Raw genomic sequence first — 16,107 nt, forward strand, 5'->3', positions numbered from 1 at the left:
GGCTGAATGGTGATGTCGGGTCTGACCGCAACCGAGCTGGCGGCGAAGCTGAACCTGACCCGTGGGCGGATCAGCCAGTTGGTGGCGGATGGTCGGCTCGACGGCTGCTACTCGGGCGAGGGGCGTGCCCGGCGCTTCGAGCTCAAGGCCTGCGCCGACGCGCTGAACCGCAAGCTCGATCCGGGCCAGATGCTTGGGAACGGCTCTGCCACCAAGCAGCGCATCGCCGAGGTCCAGGCGACGGACATCGATAGCGATGACGATGTCCCGCCGTCGAAGGATCGGCTGGGCGACGTCCTGAAGCCGAACGATCCTGACCGGTACGAGCTGGCGCGGATCGTCAAGGTCGAGGAAGAGGCCCGCAAGCTTCGCCGGGCCAATGCCGAAGCCGAGGGCACGGTTGTCTTGGTCGCGACGGTTCAACGAGAGGTCGCCCGGCAGATCGGTCAGGAAATCGCCGAGTTCGAGACGGTTATGCGCGAAGCTGCGCGCCGGATCGCGGATCGGCTGGGGGTCGACTACCGCACGGTTCGGCAGATCCTGGTCGAGACCTGGCGGGAACATCGCGGCGCTCGGACGCATACGCTGACCGAACGCGCGGCCGCCGCCGGGTTGGATGACGAAGAGCGCGCGGCGGATATCTGATGGGCTTCCTGACCTCTGCCGAGCGCATCGTCGCGCTGGCTTTGGCTGAGGCGATCGCGCCGCCGCCAAAACCGGACATCACCCGGTGGTGCGAGGAGAACATCGTCTTCGACGAGCGTTCGCCGATGCCGGGGCCGTTCCGGATCGACCGGTTTCCGTTCCTGCGGGAGATCCACGAGGTTCTGTCGCCTGAGCATCCGGCACGGGAGGTGACGATCCGGGGTTCCGCGCAGTGGGGCAAGACGGTCTCGATCGTCAATCCGGTTGTCGGCGCGTGGCACGAGTTCGGGCCGCTCGACAGCCTGGTGGTGCATCCGACGACCAGCGCTGCGACGGAATGGGTCGACAACAAGTGGTTGCCGATGCGCCGGCAGGCCCCGAGCCTGAAACGGATCTTCGGGGACGGTCGCGGCGACAACAAGGACGCCAAGTTCAACCAGGAGACGCTGTCGCGCAACGGCTCCCTGAAGGTGGCAAGCGCAGGCTCTCCGGATGACCTGGCCGGCACCACGCGCCGCCTGGTCGTCATGGATGACGTCGCCAAGTTCGAGATGACGGCGAAGGGTGATCCGGAGGCCCTGGCCGAGAGCCGGGCGTCGGGGTTCGAGGATGCCAAGCTGCTCCGGGTGTCCACATCGCAGATCAAGGGCACCTGCCGGATCTCGAAGGCCTATGACCGGAGCGACCGTCGTCTCTATTTCGTGCCCTGTCCCCATTGCGGGCATGAGGCGCCGCTGACCTGGGAGAACTTCCGGAAGAACCTCGATCCGGAACGTCTGCACGCAGCCTGCTTCAGCTGCGACGACTGTGGCGGCGTCATCTCGCACGCCGACAAGGAGAAGATCGTCGGGCTGGGCAGGTGGATCCCGCAGAACCCGGCAGGCGATCATCCGGGGTTTCACCTGTGGCGCGCCTATGCGCCGCAGCGGGACTGGGCCTCGATCGCGATCGACTATGCCCGCGTCATGGGCTGGACCAGCGTCCGGACCAGCGGCGAGACCGAGGCGGCGATCGCCGAGAAGGTCGAAGCCGAGACCGAGCAGACGTTCTACAACGACGTCCTCGGGTTGCCCTACGAGCAGGCGAGCAAGGGGCCGGACTGGGAGCTGCTGCGCAACCGCGTGGAGAACGCGCCCGAAGGTGAAGGTCGGCCGAGGTCGGTGGTGCCGGCGCGTGGCGTGATCCTGACAGCTGGGGTCGACTGCCAGGGCGACCGGATCGAGGTGCACGTTGTCGCCTTCGGCGAGAACTATCGCCGGTGGGTCGTCGACTACACGGTGATCCCGCATCACATCGGCGACGACGAAGGGCGCGCTGCCCTCGACGCGCTGTTGAAGACGACCTGGCGGACGGAACGCGGGCTGAGGCTGCCGCTCGACATGATGGCGATCGACGGCGGCACCTATACCGAGGACGTGTGGTCCTTTGCCAAGCGGTGGCCCTGGTCACGGGTCATCATCGTGAAGGGGTCGAACAGCGCGACTGGTCCCGTGATGGTGCCGCAGCAGTTCGAGCGGCGCGCCGATGGTGCCGCGAAGCGCCGGCAGAAGCGGGGCTGGAACCTCAACGTCGGCCAGCTGAAGGCTGATTTCTACACCTGGCTCGACAAGGACGATCCGATCGAGCGCGGCTACTGCCATTTCCCGAGGGGGATGGGGGACGAGTATTACCGGCAGGTGACCTCGGAGGTTCGGGTGCTGAAGCGCAGCCGCACCGGGGTGGTAACCAGCAGCTGGGAGCTGGTCGAGCCGACCCGGCGCAACGAAGGTCTCGACACCATGAACTATGCCGAGGCCGCTGCCCGCCGGAAGGGCTGGACCTCGCTGACCGCCGAGCAGTGGGCGGCCTTCGAGGCCGAGCGCGGCGCGGCCCCGCTCGAACCGCAGCCGGATCTGTTCGACCAGACCGTGGTGGTCGCCCCGACGGTTGCGAAAGCGCCGCAGAAGACGAAACCCGCCGAGACGTCCGACTGGTTCGGCGCCGGCGCGAAGAAAGGGAACTGGTTCTGATGGCCTGGACGCAGATCGAGCTCGACGCGCTGAAATCGGCCTACGCCGCCGGGACCGTGGTCGTGCAGTACGACGGGAAACGCATCGAGTATGGCAGCGAAGCCGACCTGCTGCGCCGCATCCGCACGATCGAAGCCGAAATCTCGTCGCAGGGCGGCAAGGCGAAGCCGCGCGTCGGCTATGCCACCTTTTCGCGGGACTGATCCATGAGCGAGCAGACAACCGATCGTGGGGTGAGCTGGGGCTGGCAGGAGGCGGTGCTCGAGTTCTTCTCGCCGCGTGCCGCGCAGCAGCGCTATTCGGCGCGGATCGCAAGCGCCAACCTGCGGCGGGCCTATGATGGCGCGGCCAAGGGCCGTCTCTCAGACGGGTGGCGCACGGCGAACACCTCGGCCGACTCGGAGATCCGCGTGGCCGGCGGCCTGCTGCGCGACCGAATGCGCGACCTGGTGCGCAACAATGCGCTGGCTGCGCAGGCGGTGCAGGTGCTGGTCAACAACATCGTCGGAACCGGCATCCGGCCGCGCGCGGCGACGGGGAAGCCCGAGCTCGACAAGCAGATCGACAAGTTTTGGCAGGCCTGGTCGGCGCGGTGCGATGCCCATGGTCATACCGACTTTCATGGTCTGACGGCCCTGGCGGTACGCGAGATGATCGAGGGGGGCGACCTGTTCGCCCTCCGCCGTCCGCGGCGCACCCGTCGCACGTCGCCAGTTCCCCTGGAGATCGAGCTGTTCGAGGCTGATCACCTGGATGGCAGCAAGTTCGACGACAGCAGCGAGGGAACGCGGATCTCGACGGGCATCGAATACGATCGCACGGGCCGACGCGTCGGATACTGGATGTTTCCGGACCACCCCGGCGACACCTCGCCGGCGTTCCGGCGCAAGTTCGAGAGCATCCGCATCTCGGCCCAGAATGTCGCGCACCTGTTCGAACGCCAGCGGGTGCAATCGCGCGGTGTGCCTTGGGGAACACCGGCCATCCGGGCGCTGCAGGATCTCGGCGACTGGCAGGTTGCCGAGATGGTGCGCAAGAAGACCGAGGCCTGCCTGGTTGGCGTCGTTGTCGGCGAAGAAGGGGACGGCACCGCGGGCATCACGCCGGAGGTGAAGGACAGCGACGGCAAGGCGATCGAGTCCTTCCGCCCCGGCATGTTCGGCTACACCAATGGCCGCGACATCAAGTTCAACTCGCCGGCGAATTCGGGCGGGGTGCGGGAGTGGAACATCACCCAGATGCTGATCATCTCGGCCGGCTTCCGGGTGCCCTATGCGCTGATGACGAACGACATGAGTCAGGCGAACTTCTCGAGCAATCGCGCCGGTCTCAACGAGTTCCGCCGGATGGTCGAGCAGGTGCAGTGGTCGGTCGTGATCCCGATGTTCTGCCAGCGAATCTGGGACTGGTTCTGCGAGGCGGCCTGGACGGCGGGTCTGATCGAGCAGCCCGACATTCCCGTCGAGTGGGCCCCGCCGCGCTTCGAAAGCGTCAATCCCTGGCAGGACGCACAGACCGACTTGCTTGAGACCCGCGCAGGGTTCTCGAGCCTGCCACAGCAGATTGCCAAACGCGGGTATGACCTGCGCGAGGTGCTCGAGGAGCAGATCAAGGCCCTGAAGATCGCGGATGAGCTCGGGCTCGTACTCGACAGCGACCCGCGCAAGGTGACGCGCGTCGGGCAGGCGCAGTCGACCTCGCCGGGCGAAGCGGACACCGCAACCAAGCCGGACAACCCGGCCACCTGAAAGAGGACAAGACATGGCGAAGGACATGGTTGACCTGCCCCTGATCGGGCGGGAGGCAACGGTTGTTGCCGACACGATCGACACCGAGGAGCGGACGATCGAGGTGGTCTGGACGACCGGCGCGACCGTGCAGCGCTATCGCTGGGAGGGCTGGGATGTCGTCGATTACGACGAAGAGCTCGAGGTCTCGTCCCGCGCGGTGCGGCTCGATCGCCTGAACGGCGGCGCACCGTTCCTCGACAGCCACCGGTCCTGGGGGCTGAACACCGTCATCGGTTCGGTCGTGCCTGGCTCCGTGCGGATCTCGGGCGGGCAGGGAACCGCGAAGATCCGCCTGACGCAGGCGGCGGATGCCGCGCCGATCGTGCAGCGCATCCTCGAGCGCACCATCAACAAGGTGTCGGTCGGTTACCGGGTGCATGAATACCAGATCACCAAGAAGGACGGCGAGCGGGATCACTACCGCGCCGTCGACTGGGAACCCTACGAGATCTCGGCCGTGGCCATGCCCGCCGATCCCGGCGCGACCATCCGTTCCGAAGGTGGGACGGTGAATCGCTTTGCATGTGTCCTGAACCGGCAGGACGTCACCGCCGCAGCCGCGGCCAGCCAGAAAGGGACGCAGATGTCCAAGAAGACGGAGCCCGCGGCCGGGCAGGAACAGGGCCGCACCGCGCCGGAAGGCGAACTGCAGACGCGCGAAGCGCCGGCCGCTCCGCCGGCGGGCGCACCCGTGGCCACCGGTCAGACGGCCGTTGCCGACACCGATGCCGTGCGCAGCGAAGAGCGCGCGCGGATTACCGAAATCAACCGGCTCTGTGCGCGCCATGGCCTCGACGATGCATTCCGTGACGACCTGGTCGCACGGGGCGTCTCGCTCGAGCTGGCCCGCAAGGATGTGCTGGATAAGCTGGAGGCAGCAGACCCCATGAACGAACGTTCCTTCGAGCCGCGCCCGGCTGAGGCGCGCGGAAACGGCCAGACCGAGGAGCAGTATCGCGATGCGCTGGTCAACGCGCTGATGCACCGCCACAACCCCGGCGTGATCGAGCTGACCACCGATGGCCGTGAGTTCCGCGGCATGACGCTGCTGGAAATTGCCCGCGATGCGCTCGGCCGGCGCGGCGTGAACACCCGTGGCATGTCGAAGATGGAACTCTCCGCCGCGGCGTTCCAGATGCGCTCGGCAGGCTACCACTCGACCAGCGACTTCCCGGAGATCCTGGCGAACGTCGCCAACAAGACGCTGCGCGATGCCTACGCCTCGACCCAGCGGACCTTCATGGCCTGGGCGCGCCGGTCGACCATCGTCGACTTCAAGCCGGTGAACCGGGTCCAGTTGGGCGGCGCGCCGGATCTCAGCAAGGTGCTTGAGAGCGGCGAGTTCAAGTATGGCACCATGGGTGAGGGCAAGGAGACCTATGCCTTGGCGACCTATGGCAAAATCCTGGGCGTCACCCGGCAGGCGATCATCAACGACGACCTGAACGCCTTCACCCGCATTCCGGCCGCCTTCGGTGCCTCGGCTGCCGACCTCGAGTCGGACATCGTCTACGGCATCCTCATCGACAACACGGCAATGGCCGATGGCGTCGCGCTGTTCCATGCCAACCACGGCAACCTCGGCACCGCAGCGGTCATCAACGAGACCTCGCTGGCTGCGGCGGAAAAGGCGTTCAGCAAGCAGAAGGGCCTCGAGGGCCGGCTGATCTCGATCCGCCCGCGCTTCCTGATCGTGCCGACCGGCCAGCGCTGGGTCGAGGCTCGCAAGCAGGTCGCCTCGACCACGCCGAGCAATACCTCGGACGTCAACGCCTTTGCCGGCACCTACGACATCGTCGGCGAACCGCGCCTCATCCCGTCCTCGGGGCAAGATCCCTGGTTCCTGGCTGCCGATCCGTCGCGCGTCGACACGGTGGAATACGCCTACCTGGACGGCCAGGAGGGCGTCTACACCGAGACCCGCATGGGCTTCGAGGTCGACGGCATGGAGATCAAGGCTCGTCACGACTTTGCCGCCAAGGCAATCGACCACCGCGGCCTCTACAAGAACCCCGGCGCGGCCCCGGCCTGAGGCTGACCGAAGGGCGCCGGCTCTCGCTGGCGCCCTGACCATTCGGGCGCAGGGCCCGAGGAACTTCCTCCCTCGATCGAGAAAGGATCGGATCCATGAAGAACTATATCGGACTTGGGGACATGTTCCCCTTTACGGCCTCGGGGGCCGACTTTGCATCGGGCGACGGCGTTTTGTCCGGCACGCTGTTTGGGGTCTGCGCCGGTAGCATCGCCGACGGCGAGACCGGCGAGATCAAGACGACCGGTGTCTTCGAGCTGCCCAAGGTCGGTTCGCAGGCCTGGACGGTCGGCGCCAAGGTCTATTGGGATGACACCAACAAGGTCTGCACCACTACGGCCACGGCCAACACCCTGATCGGCGTGGCCTACGAGGCGGTCGGTTCGGGCGCTGGCGAGACGCTCGGCAAGGTCCGCCTGAACGGCACCGCGGCCTGATCATGGGCGCGTTCGAAACTGCAATGGCGGCCATCTTCCGGGATGCCAACATGGCCTCGGACGCGCTCTATCATCCGGGCGGGTCCGGCTCGGTTGCCATCCGGATCATTCCCGCTCGCCCCGACGAGACCGTCGAGTTCGGGGGGCGCAACCGGATCGTCAGCGAGACTTTCGCGTTCGATGTCCCGACGTCCGCGGTAGCGGCTCCGGTCGCGGGCGACGAGGTCACCTATCTCGGCAATCGCTACGTCGTGCAGGGCATGCCGGTGCGCGACGAACAGCGCCTGGTCTGGCGGATCGAGACGAGGCCGGTGACGTGAGGTTCGACTTTTCGCTCACGCCGGATCCGGCCGAAGATGCAGAGCGCCTGATCCGCCTCGCCGAGCGCGGGATCACCCGCGCCATGAACAAGGCGCAGTTGCAGCTGAAGGGTCGCTGGCGTTCGCTGATCGCGGCGGGCGGTCTCGGCCGCAAGCTCGCCAACACCGTTCGCGGTGAAACCTATCCGTCCGCTGGCGAGAGCCTGAACGCCGCCTCGCTGGTCTATGTCAGGCCGAACCGGGGCACCGATGCCAGTGCGGCGACGGTGGTCGATGCGCATGAGCGCGGCGCGCTGATCCGCTCCAGCTCTGGGTTCTACCTGGCGATCCCGATTGCGGAGATCGGCAAGATGCGGGCGGCCGGAAACAAGCGGATTACCCCTCTGGGCTGGGAGCAGAAAACGGGCCGCAGGCTGCGTTTCGTCTACCGCAAGGGGCGCCCGGCGCTCCTGGTCGACGATGGAACGTCGATCGAGAGGACGATCTCCGATCCGGTGAGCTGGAAACGGGCAGGGCGCCAGCGGAAGGCCAGGAAGACCACTCCGATCTTCGTTCTGCTCCCTCAGGCGAAACTGCGCCCGAAATTCGACCTCGGCCGCGCGGCCGAAGCCATCGCGGGGCAACTGCCGTCGATCATCGCGGCGGAATGGAAGGACTGAGATGGCAAGCAAGTCCGAAACCGTTCTGACCGCGCTGCTGACAGTTCTCCAGGACGTCTGGGGACCGACCGTGGAGCGCAACACAGGGCTGCCCGAAACAGTTCCCGCGGGCGGCTTGGTTATCCTGCATGACGGCGATCCTGGCCCCCCCGAAGTTCTGCTGTCGCCGACCACCTACATCTACGAGCACGAGGTCGAACTCGACCTCTTCGTGCAGGCCGACGACAGCGATGCCGCCTTCGATGACCTGAAGATCCTCATCGGCGCCGCCATCGCGGCGGATCGAACGTTGGGTGGCCTCTGCGACTGGGTCGAGGCGGTTGCGCCGGTGCCGGTCGAGCTGCCGTTCGTCGGTAGTATCCCACTGAAGGCAGCCACCATCGGTGTCCGCCTGACCTATTCCACCAGCGATCCGCTGGCCTGACCAACCGAAAGGAGACCGATCATGACACGCGCCCAGGGGGCCCGCGCGCAGATGGCGCTTGGCTTCGAATCTGTCTACGGCACTGCGCCGGCGGCGAACAGCTTCTGGAAGATGCCTTTCGCCTCGACCACGCTCGGCAGCGAACAGCCGCTGCTGAACAACGAGCTCCTGGGCTACGGGCGTGATCCCCTGGCGCCGGTCAAGGACGCGATCACCGCCGATGGCGACGTGGTCGTACCGATCGACGCCCGCTTTCTCGGCATCTGGCTGAAGGCCCTGTTCGGTGCGCCGACGACGACCGGCGGTTCGGCGCCTTATTCGCATGAGTTCGTCTCTGGAGCCTGGAGCCTGCCCAGCATGGCAGTCGAGGTAGGGAACCCCGATGTGCCGTCCTACCGCATGCTCACTGGCGTCGTCGCGAACAGCATCAACTGGACGATGCAGCGTTCGGGGCTGGTGACCGCGACGATCAACTGCGTGGCGCAGGGTGAAAGCAAGGCAACCTCGAGCGCGGCTGGCACCCTGGAAGAGCTTGCGCTGACGCGCTTCGGCTCCTTCAACGGGTCGATCAGCCGGGAAGGCAGCCTTCTCGCGAACGTGGTATCGGGTCAGATCACCTATTCGAACAACCTCGACCGGGTCGAAACAATCCGCAGCGACGGCAAGATCGCGGGCGCCGATCCGTCCATCGCTGCTCTGTCGGGCGAGATCGTCGTCCGCTTCGCTGATACCACGCTGCTCGACCAGGCTGTCAGCGGCGCGCCGTGCGAGTTGGTTTTCGATTACGAGATCGACGCCAGCACCAAGTTCACGCTGACGGTGCATTCGGTCTATCTGCCTGCCCCGCGGCTCCCGATCACCGGCCCCGGTGGGATGCAGGCAACCTTTGCCTGGCAGGCGGCGCTGGATGACGTCGAGGGCGTCATGTGCACCGCCACGCTGGTCAACGACATGGCGAATTTCGACAACCCGAGCTGAACGGAGCCTCGATGAGACTGAACCTTTCCCCCGCCGTCGAGCGGTATCAACTGATCGCGGGCGCCGACGAAGGAGATCCCGGTGTCGCGATCATGGCGCGGCCGGCTCTCACCTCGATCATCGAGGATGCCAAGGCCGACGACTGCCTGATCGCCTATGCCGACGAGATCCGCGCGATGGTCGAGGTCGGAGAAGACGCGGAAGTGTCGGCGGAGGTGATCCGGTCAAAGGGCCGCGTCGGCCTGATGTTCGCGAAAGCCGTGGCTCGGCGCGTGATCGATGGCTGGGATGGTGTCGAGGATGAAGACGGGCAACCCGCACCGGTCACCCCTGACCGGATCGACGCCTTTCTCGATATCGCACCGATCTATGATGCCTTCACGTCCGTCTACCTCACGCGCTGGCTGATCGTGCAGCATGAAAAAAACGTCTCTGCGCCCTCGCCGAATGGCACTTCGGTGGGGGTGCAGACTACTGCGCAGGCTGCGAAACCTTCTGCGGGGAATGCCCGCGCCGGACGCACCGCCCGCAAACCGAAGAAGGCAGGCTGACCTGGGCGCTGGTCCTGAAGCTGCGCGGGCAGCTGCGCGTGGCTTCGGGCATGGGGGTCGTGGTCCTCGGGTGGGACTTCAACGCGGCCTTTGCCCTTGGCGATGCCATGGGGCTCGACCGTCTCACCATCGTCGAACTGCTGCCCGACATCGAGGCGGTGGCCATCCGTCACATCAACGAAAGGGCCCAGGGCTCCGATGACCCGTGAGAAGAGGTATTCCGTCCGCTTCGCCGCGGCCGGCGGCGACACCGTCAAGGCGGAGTTGCGCGGAATCGGGACGGCAGGCCGTGAGGCGATGGACGGCCTGCGCGATGGGTCGGGTCCGGCTGCGGCCGGACTCGACCGCGTCGGCGACGCCGCGGCGCAGGCGCAGGCCAAGCTCGAGGCGATCGTTGCCAAATCGACGGCGGCGCTTGCGGCGATGCGGTCATCGGCGCAGGCATCCTCTCCGCTGGTTGACCGGATCAACCGCGCGACCGGCGTCACCCCGGACCTGGGGCAATCGACCGCTGACTACCTGCGCCAGGGGCAAGCGCTGGACGACATGCGCGCGAAGTTCAATCCGGTCTTCGCTGCGATCCGGACCTACCGCGCCGAAGTCTCGTCGATCCGCGCGGCCCACCTCGAAGGGGCGATCTCGGCCGACGAAATGACGGCCGCGATCAACCGGGCGCGGACAGCTTCTCTCGACAGCATCGCGGCATTCAAGGGGCGCAGCCGTTCGATCGACGATATGAGCAAATCGACCCGCGCGAGCGCGTTCCGGATGCAGATGCTGGGATACCAGATCAACGACATCGGGGTGTCCCTGGCCGGCGGAATGAACCCGTTCACAGTGCTGGCCCAACAGGGCACGCAGGTTGCGCAGATCTATGGCGCGGGCAACGGCGGCGTGGGTGGGCTCTTCCGGGATCTCGGCGGCATGATCCGCGGCGCTGCCATGCGCTTTCCGCTTCTCACGGCGGCTGTCGCCGTAGGCAGCGCGGCGGTCGCCGGAATGCAGCACGAGATCAACAAGGCCAAAGGGGTGACCGTCGGCTTCGGGGATACCGCACTGGCCGTCTTCCAGGTGATCGGCCGTGGCATCTATTCCTGGATCAAGCCCGGCGTCGACAAGATCGGCGAGTGGTTCTCGACCGCTTGGGATGCCGTTGTCGATGGCGTGAAGTGGGCAGGGAATGGTCTGATCAACGGGACGAAGATCGCGGTCGACGCGATCGGGACCGCGATCAGCGTTATTCCGGACTTGTTTCGCTCCGCGTTCAGCTTCGCCGTGTCCTTCGTGCTGACGAAATTGCACGACATGGTCTGGCATGTGGCGCAGGCTGTGAATGCGATAGCCAAAGCGCTCAACGATGTCTTCGGCACAAACCTTTCGACATCATCACTCGATGGTCTGGTGTCATCGTTGAGCAAATCGAGTGGCGAGTATTACAAGGGAGGCGTGGACGCCAAGGATCGCGTCGAAAAGGCTTGGGATGGTTTCGAGGACCGCAGGGACAAGATCGCTGCCGAAGATCCAATGGGCGATTTCTACTCGGCCGTCCGTCGCCAGGCGATCAAGAACTCGAAGGACAAGGACGACGGCAAGGGCGGAAAGCAGAAGGACGCTGTCGACGACCTGGTGAAGTCGTTGCAGCGTGAGCTGGCCGTTCTGCGCGAGACCGACCCGGTCAAGGCGAAGATGCTCGAGTATTCCGAGAAGCTCTCCGGCGCGACGATGGGCGAGAAGGAGCAGGTCCTCGGCCTGGTCACGGCCCTGGAGAACGCGAAGAACGGATGGGAGTCGATCGGGATCTCGCTGCGCACCTACGCGGAAGAAGGGAAACGTACCGGCAAGGCGGTGGGTGAGGCGCTGGTGAACGGCCTGAAGGGGGCGGAAAACCAGTTCCGAAACTTCATCGAGACCGGCAAGTTCAACTTCAAGGAATTCATCCGCTCCATCGTGGCCGACCTGGCTGTCATCGGCTTCCGAAGAGCAATCCTTACGCCGATCGCCGACTGGTTCGGTGGCCTGTTCCCAGCGGCCGTGAGCCATACCGGCGGCGAGGTTGGTGCCGGTGGCATGGTGCGCAATGTCCCTGCCGCCCTGTTTGCTGGCGCGCCGCGCTTCCACGGTGGCGGCTGGCCCGGCCTGCGGAGCGACGAAGTGCCGACGATCCTCCAGCGCGGAGAGCGGGTGCTGTCACGCGCCGAGGTCGCGAGAGGTTCCCAATCCGGGGATGGGACTGTGCATGTCATGGTCGGCGTCGACCAGAGCGGCAACTTGGTCCCGCTGATCCAGTCGGTGAGTGGCCGAGTGTCGGCTCAGGCAGTTGCTGCCGGGATGGCTGCACAGGATCGGAAGATGCCGCAGAACCTGCAGGCCTATAGCGCGAGACGAGCCTGATGCAGCGTGAAATCATCACAATTCCCCGCAGCCTGATGCGGATCATGAACTCGTCCTGGGATATCGATTGGCGCAGTCAGTCTCTGGGTGAGACCAATGCCGGAACGAGCAAGGTCGTCTTCAATGCCTTCCCGCGATGGGTTGGGTCCGCCAACCTTTACCTGAAACGGGAGGCAATCCTGGCGTGGCGAGCCTTCAAGCTGAGCGGCCAGGGGCAGACGAACGTCTATCGTCTGCCCCTGATTGACCCGATTGGCTTCGATTACATGTCGGCAGCGGCAGGTGCGGGGGTTGCGCCGACTGGTATCCCGTTCTCGACAGGGGAGACGTTCTCGACCGGGATGGGGTTCGAGTATGTGGCGACTTGCACTGCCGCCCTGGCTGCAACGGCAGGCGCGACCCAGATCCGCATAAACACGGCTCCCTCCGGGATCGTGCCGAAGGTTGGTCAGATCATGGGGCACGACGATTGGCCGTTCGCCGTCGTTTCGGTCACGTTGGTCTCGACCGGCATCTACGATCTCGGCATTCAGATGCCGCTGCGCTCCGCTGTTCCTTCAGGTGCGGCTATTCGCCATGAAGGCGTTGGACTCTTCGAAATCACCGAGGATGGTGCAGGGGATCTGACCTACGAGTTCAAGCACGAGAGCCGGCCGGTGTTCCGCTTCCGTGAGGTCCTGACCAGATGAGCTTTTTCCCGTCCGATCTCGACCGCGCTGGGGCGATCCTGGGCGCGCTCGACCTTTGCGAGATTGACACGGTGGACGGTCCCGCCCGCTTCATGATCGGTGCGGATGGCGTGTTCATCGATGTGCTTGGCCGGCAGTGGTACGGCTCTCAGCTCGCCAGCGTGTCGAGCCTGGAGAGCGCCATTGGCGGGAAGGCCCCGGAGGGCAGCATCACGCTGTCGTTCTTCCAGGATCCGAATGCGGTCGATCTGGTCGCGCAGGTCCGCGCGCTCGGTCTGGACTATGTGCGGGATCGCGACGTGACGTTTTTCATTCAACCGATCGGAAGCCATGCGGAATTCTACGCGCCGACGCGCGCGCCGATCCAGTGGCTGCGCCGCACGGCGAGGTCACTGACCTTCTCGGCGAGTGGGGCGCAGGATCGGTCGATCACGTTGGCCTTCGAGGCCTGGTCCGAAAACCGGCGCGCCGCGCGCCGCATCGTGCTGAACACCGAGGGGCACGCGAAACTGATCGGCCAGCCCAATCCGTCGCTGGAGTTCATCCCGACTAGCGACTTCGAAGAAGAGAAGCTGTTCGGATGACGCCGCTATACCGGGAACTGCACCGCTGGGCCTCGACACCCTTCATCTGGGGCGAGACCGACTGCATGACGTGCCTCGCCGACTGGGTTCTGCGGGTGCGCGGCGTGGACCCGGCGGCGGAGATCCGTGGCACCTATGACAGCCGGGGCAGCTGCCAACGCGAAACCGGGTTTTTCCGTGATCCTGTAGCCGCGATCGAACGCTGCCTCGCCACCATCGGCGGCCTGCCGCGCGTGGAGGGGCCACAAGCTGGCGACGTCGCGGTGATCCTCGCGCCTGTCGCGGATGGCCGGCTGTCACCCTGCGGCGCAATCTGGCTCGGCTCGGCTTGGGGCTGCAAGGGGCCGAGTGGCACGACGACGCTCAATCCGCGCTTCATCGACGTGGCACGCGACGCGGATGGCGTTCCGGGGATCTGGGGGGTCGGCTATGCGGCGTAGCCTGCTGATCGCCGCTCTGTTGGCGACGACTTCTCTCACTCCGGTAGAGGCCAAGGCGGAACCTGTGACGGGCTTCATTCTTGGCTCACTCGGGGTGGCCGGCGGGTCTGCGATCGCTACGACGGCGGCCTATGCGGCTGGCACGGCGTTTGCGGCCACGGCCCTTGGCGGCTTCGTGGTCAACACCGTTGTCGCGATCGGCCTTTCGGCGCTGGCGATGAAGCTGCAGCCGAAGCCTACGACGCCGCCGCCCGCCGCGAGGATGGTCAATTTCGCACAGCCGGTAGTCTATGCCGAGCGTGTTTATGGTCGGACGCGGAAGGGCGGGCCGATCGGCTTCACCGGCTTCGTGGATGGCCGTCGCTATTACGTGCCGATCCTGGCCGCGCATCGGATCGAAGGCGTTGTCGAGCACTGGCTCGATGAACGCACCGTCACGCTGACGACCGAGGCCGACCAGAGCCTGAGCAATATCGCGACCGCACCGATTGCTGGCTATGGGCGGATCAACACCTTCACGGGGCGCGCCGGTCAGACGGCGGATCCCGGCCTTGTCGACGCATTCGACCAGATCACCACGGCGCACAACTTTCGGGGGCTGGCAGGAGCGGTGATCTGGGCCAAGCGACCGCCGGAATCGTCCTTCACAGAGATCTATCCGCAGGGCCGCCAGTGGGCCTATGCGCCGGTCATCGACGGGAACGACCGGATCTACGATCCGCGGGACGGCTCCCGGAAATACACCAACAATGCCGCCCTGGTGATCGCCGACTGGGTCGTCAACAGCCTCGGCGGCGAGGTCGACTGGGACGAGGTCACCGATGAGGCGAACGCAAGCGACGTCGGAGTCACGAACGCCGAAGGCGAGATCCAGCCCCGGTGGACGATCAACGGAACCGTGTCGGATGAGCAGGATTACGAGGATCAGCGCGCGCAGCTCGCCGCGGCCTGCGATGCCTTCTTCTATGAGCGGACTGACGGCAAGGTCGGGTTTACGGTCGGCCGCTGGATCGCGCCGACGCTCACGCTGACGGCGGATGATTTCTACTCCTTCGAGCTGACGGAGGGACAGTGGGGCGCGGATGCGCCAGACGAGGTTGCGGTCACCTATACCGAGCCGGAGAATGCCTGGCGCGAGACACCGGCTGGCACCTGGGTCGAGAACGCGGTTCCGAAGCCGGTTCGGGAAGAGCCGCAGATATTCATGATCTCGAACCACAACCAGGCTACCCGGATCGGCAAGCGGATCGCCCGGATGCGTCGCGCAAAATACCAGCTCCGGGCGACGATCGGGCTCGCCGGCTACGAGCTGCTCGGCGGGCGAGATGGCGGCCGAGCGCACCGGTTCTTTCGGGTCGTGCATCCGGAGATGGGCATCGACCAGACCTTCGAGGTGGGTGAGCTGAGCCGCGATGGGACCAGCATGTTCACCCTGACCGCGAATTCGGTCAAAGCCGGCGACTTCGCCTTGAACGCGCCGGTCAATGAACCGGAGCGGCCGTCATACGGCCAGCGCGTCGTTTCCGATAGCAGTATCCCGGTGCCGAGCAGCTTTGCTGGCGGCGCCCTGGCGCAGGGCACGCTGATCTATACCTGGGCCGAGCAGGACGCTGGCTACACGCAGGAAGTGCGTTACCGGACGCTGGGCGACACCTATTGGCTGTCGGCAGTGACGGCGACCAGCGCCGATCGCTTGCAGATCTCAGGTTTCGAAGATGGGGCCATGATCGAGGCGCAGATCCGGAACCGGACTGCCGGGGCGGGAGTATCGGACTGGGGGCCAGAGGTTCCGGTCCAGACGCAGGTCGTTGTGAACCCGGTGGCACCCGGCGCCCTGACGTCCTTCTCGGTCTCGGACGTCGGCGAGGCCGTCCTGGTCAGCTTCACCGCTCCAAATGACGCCCAGTATTTCGGGACGCGGATCTGGCGTGGGGCGACGGCGACCTTCAGCAGTGCGACGCTGATCCACACCGAATATGGCATCCCGAGCGACGGCGACAGCTTCACTGACCCCACCCTGACAGGGGCCTTCTACTACTGGGCGGCCCCAATCAATTCCAGCGGCGTCGAGGGTCCCCTCGAAGGGCCGCTGCCAATTACCGTCGTTCCGCCAGGGCCGTAGCGGCCCGACAGACCTTCCGAACATCAGAAAACGAGG

At 65.7% G+C, this 16,107-nt stretch carries 17 protein-coding genes; all 17 read left to right on the forward strand.

The window, feature by feature from the left end; translation table 11 throughout:
* Positions 1-12 precede the first annotated feature (12 nt).
* Positions 13-645 carry a hypothetical protein gene (locus IE266_RS23755; RefSeq protein ID WP_189682628.1) on the forward strand — a complete coding sequence of 211 codons (633 nt, stop codon included), beginning with the start codon at positions 13-15 and terminating at the stop codon, positions 643-645.
* Positions 645-2,654, forward strand: coding sequence for a phage terminase large subunit family protein (locus IE266_RS23760; RefSeq protein ID WP_189682629.1), 2,010 nt, complete (start codon positions 645-647; stop codon positions 2,652-2,654). Before IE266_RS23755 ends, IE266_RS23760 begins: the two co-directional genes overlap by 1 nt.
* The gene (locus tag IE266_RS23765; RefSeq protein ID WP_189682630.1) at positions 2,654-2,857 is read left to right on the forward strand and encodes a phage head-tail joining protein; all 204 of its coding nucleotides are present in this window, start codon (positions 2,654-2,656) and stop codon (positions 2,855-2,857) included. The genes IE266_RS23760 and IE266_RS23765 overlap by 1 nt, the downstream gene beginning before the upstream one ends.
* Positions 2,858-2,860: 3 nt before the next feature.
* Positions 2,861-4,402, forward strand: a complete 1,542-nt coding sequence (locus tag IE266_RS23770; protein ID WP_189682631.1) for a phage portal protein — start codon at positions 2,861-2,863, stop codon at positions 4,400-4,402.
* A gap of 13 nt (positions 4,403-4,415) precedes the next feature.
* Entirely contained in the window at positions 4,416-6,476 is a 2,061-nt protein-coding gene (locus IE266_RS23775) for a prohead protease/major capsid protein fusion protein (RefSeq protein ID WP_189682632.1), read from the forward strand.
* Positions 6,477-6,571: 95 nt separating this feature from the next.
* Positions 6,572-6,913, forward strand: coding sequence for a DUF2190 family protein (locus IE266_RS23780; protein WP_189682633.1), 342 nt, complete (start codon positions 6,572-6,574; stop codon positions 6,911-6,913).
* Positions 6,914-6,915: 2 nt separating this feature from the next.
* Positions 6,916-7,233, forward strand: a complete 318-nt coding sequence (locus tag IE266_RS23785) for a head-tail joining protein (protein ID WP_444544514.1) — start codon at positions 6,916-6,918, stop codon at positions 7,231-7,233.
* Entirely contained in the window at positions 7,230-7,892 is a 663-nt protein-coding gene (locus IE266_RS23790) for a DUF6441 family protein (RefSeq protein WP_189682635.1), read from the forward strand. The genes IE266_RS23785 and IE266_RS23790 overlap by 4 nt, the downstream gene beginning before the upstream one ends.
* A gap of 1 nt (position 7,893) precedes the next feature.
* Entirely contained in the window at positions 7,894-8,316 is a 423-nt protein-coding gene (locus IE266_RS23795; RefSeq protein ID WP_189682636.1) for an acyl-CoA transferase, read from the forward strand.
* Positions 8,317-8,337: 21 nt separating this feature from the next.
* The gene (locus IE266_RS23800) at positions 8,338-9,294 is read left to right on the forward strand and encodes a phage tail tube protein (RefSeq protein ID WP_189682637.1); all 957 of its coding nucleotides are present in this window, start codon (positions 8,338-8,340) and stop codon (positions 9,292-9,294) included.
* An 11-nt stretch (positions 9,295-9,305) separates the two neighbouring features.
* Positions 9,306-9,845, forward strand: a complete 540-nt coding sequence (locus IE266_RS23805) for a phage-derived protein YdaY family protein (protein ID WP_189682638.1) — start codon at positions 9,306-9,308, stop codon at positions 9,843-9,845.
* Between the two features lie 50 nt (positions 9,846-9,895).
* A complete protein-coding gene (locus IE266_RS23810) occupies positions 9,896-10,054 on the forward strand; it encodes a DUF7697 family protein (RefSeq protein WP_229864442.1) in 159 nt (52 codons plus the stop codon).
* The gene (locus IE266_RS23815) at positions 10,044-12,236 is read left to right on the forward strand and encodes a phage tail length tape measure family protein (RefSeq protein WP_189682639.1); all 2,193 of its coding nucleotides are present in this window, start codon (positions 10,044-10,046) and stop codon (positions 12,234-12,236) included. The genes IE266_RS23810 and IE266_RS23815 overlap by 11 nt, the downstream gene beginning before the upstream one ends.
* Entirely contained in the window at positions 12,236-12,925 is a 690-nt protein-coding gene (locus tag IE266_RS23820; RefSeq protein WP_189682640.1) for a hypothetical protein, read from the forward strand. Before IE266_RS23815 ends, IE266_RS23820 begins: the two co-directional genes overlap by 1 nt.
* A complete protein-coding gene (locus IE266_RS23825) occupies positions 12,922-13,509 on the forward strand; it encodes a hypothetical protein (protein ID WP_189682641.1) in 588 nt (195 codons plus the stop codon). The genes IE266_RS23820 and IE266_RS23825 overlap by 4 nt, the downstream gene beginning before the upstream one ends.
* The gene (locus IE266_RS23830; protein ID WP_189682642.1) at positions 13,506-13,949 is read left to right on the forward strand and encodes a DUF6950 family protein; all 444 of its coding nucleotides are present in this window, start codon (positions 13,506-13,508) and stop codon (positions 13,947-13,949) included. Before IE266_RS23825 ends, IE266_RS23830 begins: the two co-directional genes overlap by 4 nt.
* Entirely contained in the window at positions 13,939-16,071 is a 2,133-nt protein-coding gene (locus tag IE266_RS23835; RefSeq protein WP_189682643.1) for a phage tail protein, read from the forward strand. Before IE266_RS23830 ends, IE266_RS23835 begins: the two co-directional genes overlap by 11 nt.
* Positions 16,072-16,107 lie beyond the last annotated feature (36 nt).

It is taken from the genome of Seohaeicola zhoushanensis (assembly GCF_014656415.1).
GTDB lineage: Bacteria > Pseudomonadota > Alphaproteobacteria > Rhodobacterales > Rhodobacteraceae > Seohaeicola_A > Seohaeicola_A zhoushanensis.

Coding starts and splice junctions, on each gene's coding strand:
- IE266_RS23755 (WP_189682628.1), top strand. CDS start 13: ATGTCGGGTCTGACCGCAACCGAGCTGGCGGCGAAGCTGAACCTGACC.
- IE266_RS23760 (WP_189682629.1), top strand. CDS start 645: ATGGGCTTCCTGACCTCTGCCGAGCGCATCGTCGCGCTGGCTTTGGCT.
- IE266_RS23765 (WP_189682630.1), top strand. CDS start 2,654: ATGGCCTGGACGCAGATCGAGCTCGACGCGCTGAAATCGGCCTACGCC.
- IE266_RS23770 (WP_189682631.1), top strand. CDS start 2,861: ATGAGCGAGCAGACAACCGATCGTGGGGTGAGCTGGGGCTGGCAGGAG.
- IE266_RS23775 (WP_189682632.1), top strand. CDS start 4,416: ATGGCGAAGGACATGGTTGACCTGCCCCTGATCGGGCGGGAGGCAACG.
- IE266_RS23780 (WP_189682633.1), top strand. CDS start 6,572: ATGAAGAACTATATCGGACTTGGGGACATGTTCCCCTTTACGGCCTCG.
- IE266_RS23785 (WP_444544514.1), top strand. CDS start 6,916: ATGGGCGCGTTCGAAACTGCAATGGCGGCCATCTTCCGGGATGCCAAC.
- IE266_RS23795 (WP_189682636.1), top strand. CDS start 7,894: ATGGCAAGCAAGTCCGAAACCGTTCTGACCGCGCTGCTGACAGTTCTC.
- IE266_RS23800 (WP_189682637.1), top strand. CDS start 8,338: ATGACACGCGCCCAGGGGGCCCGCGCGCAGATGGCGCTTGGCTTCGAA.
- IE266_RS23805 (WP_189682638.1), top strand. CDS start 9,306: ATGAGACTGAACCTTTCCCCCGCCGTCGAGCGGTATCAACTGATCGCG.
- IE266_RS23810 (WP_229864442.1), top strand. CDS start 9,896: ATGGGGGTCGTGGTCCTCGGGTGGGACTTCAACGCGGCCTTTGCCCTT.
- IE266_RS23815 (WP_189682639.1), top strand. CDS start 10,044: ATGACCCGTGAGAAGAGGTATTCCGTCCGCTTCGCCGCGGCCGGCGGC.
- IE266_RS23820 (WP_189682640.1), top strand. CDS start 12,236: ATGCAGCGTGAAATCATCACAATTCCCCGCAGCCTGATGCGGATCATG.
- IE266_RS23825 (WP_189682641.1), top strand. CDS start 12,922: ATGAGCTTTTTCCCGTCCGATCTCGACCGCGCTGGGGCGATCCTGGGC.
- IE266_RS23830 (WP_189682642.1), top strand. CDS start 13,506: ATGACGCCGCTATACCGGGAACTGCACCGCTGGGCCTCGACACCCTTC.
- IE266_RS23835 (WP_189682643.1), top strand. CDS start 13,939: ATGCGGCGTAGCCTGCTGATCGCCGCTCTGTTGGCGACGACTTCTCTC.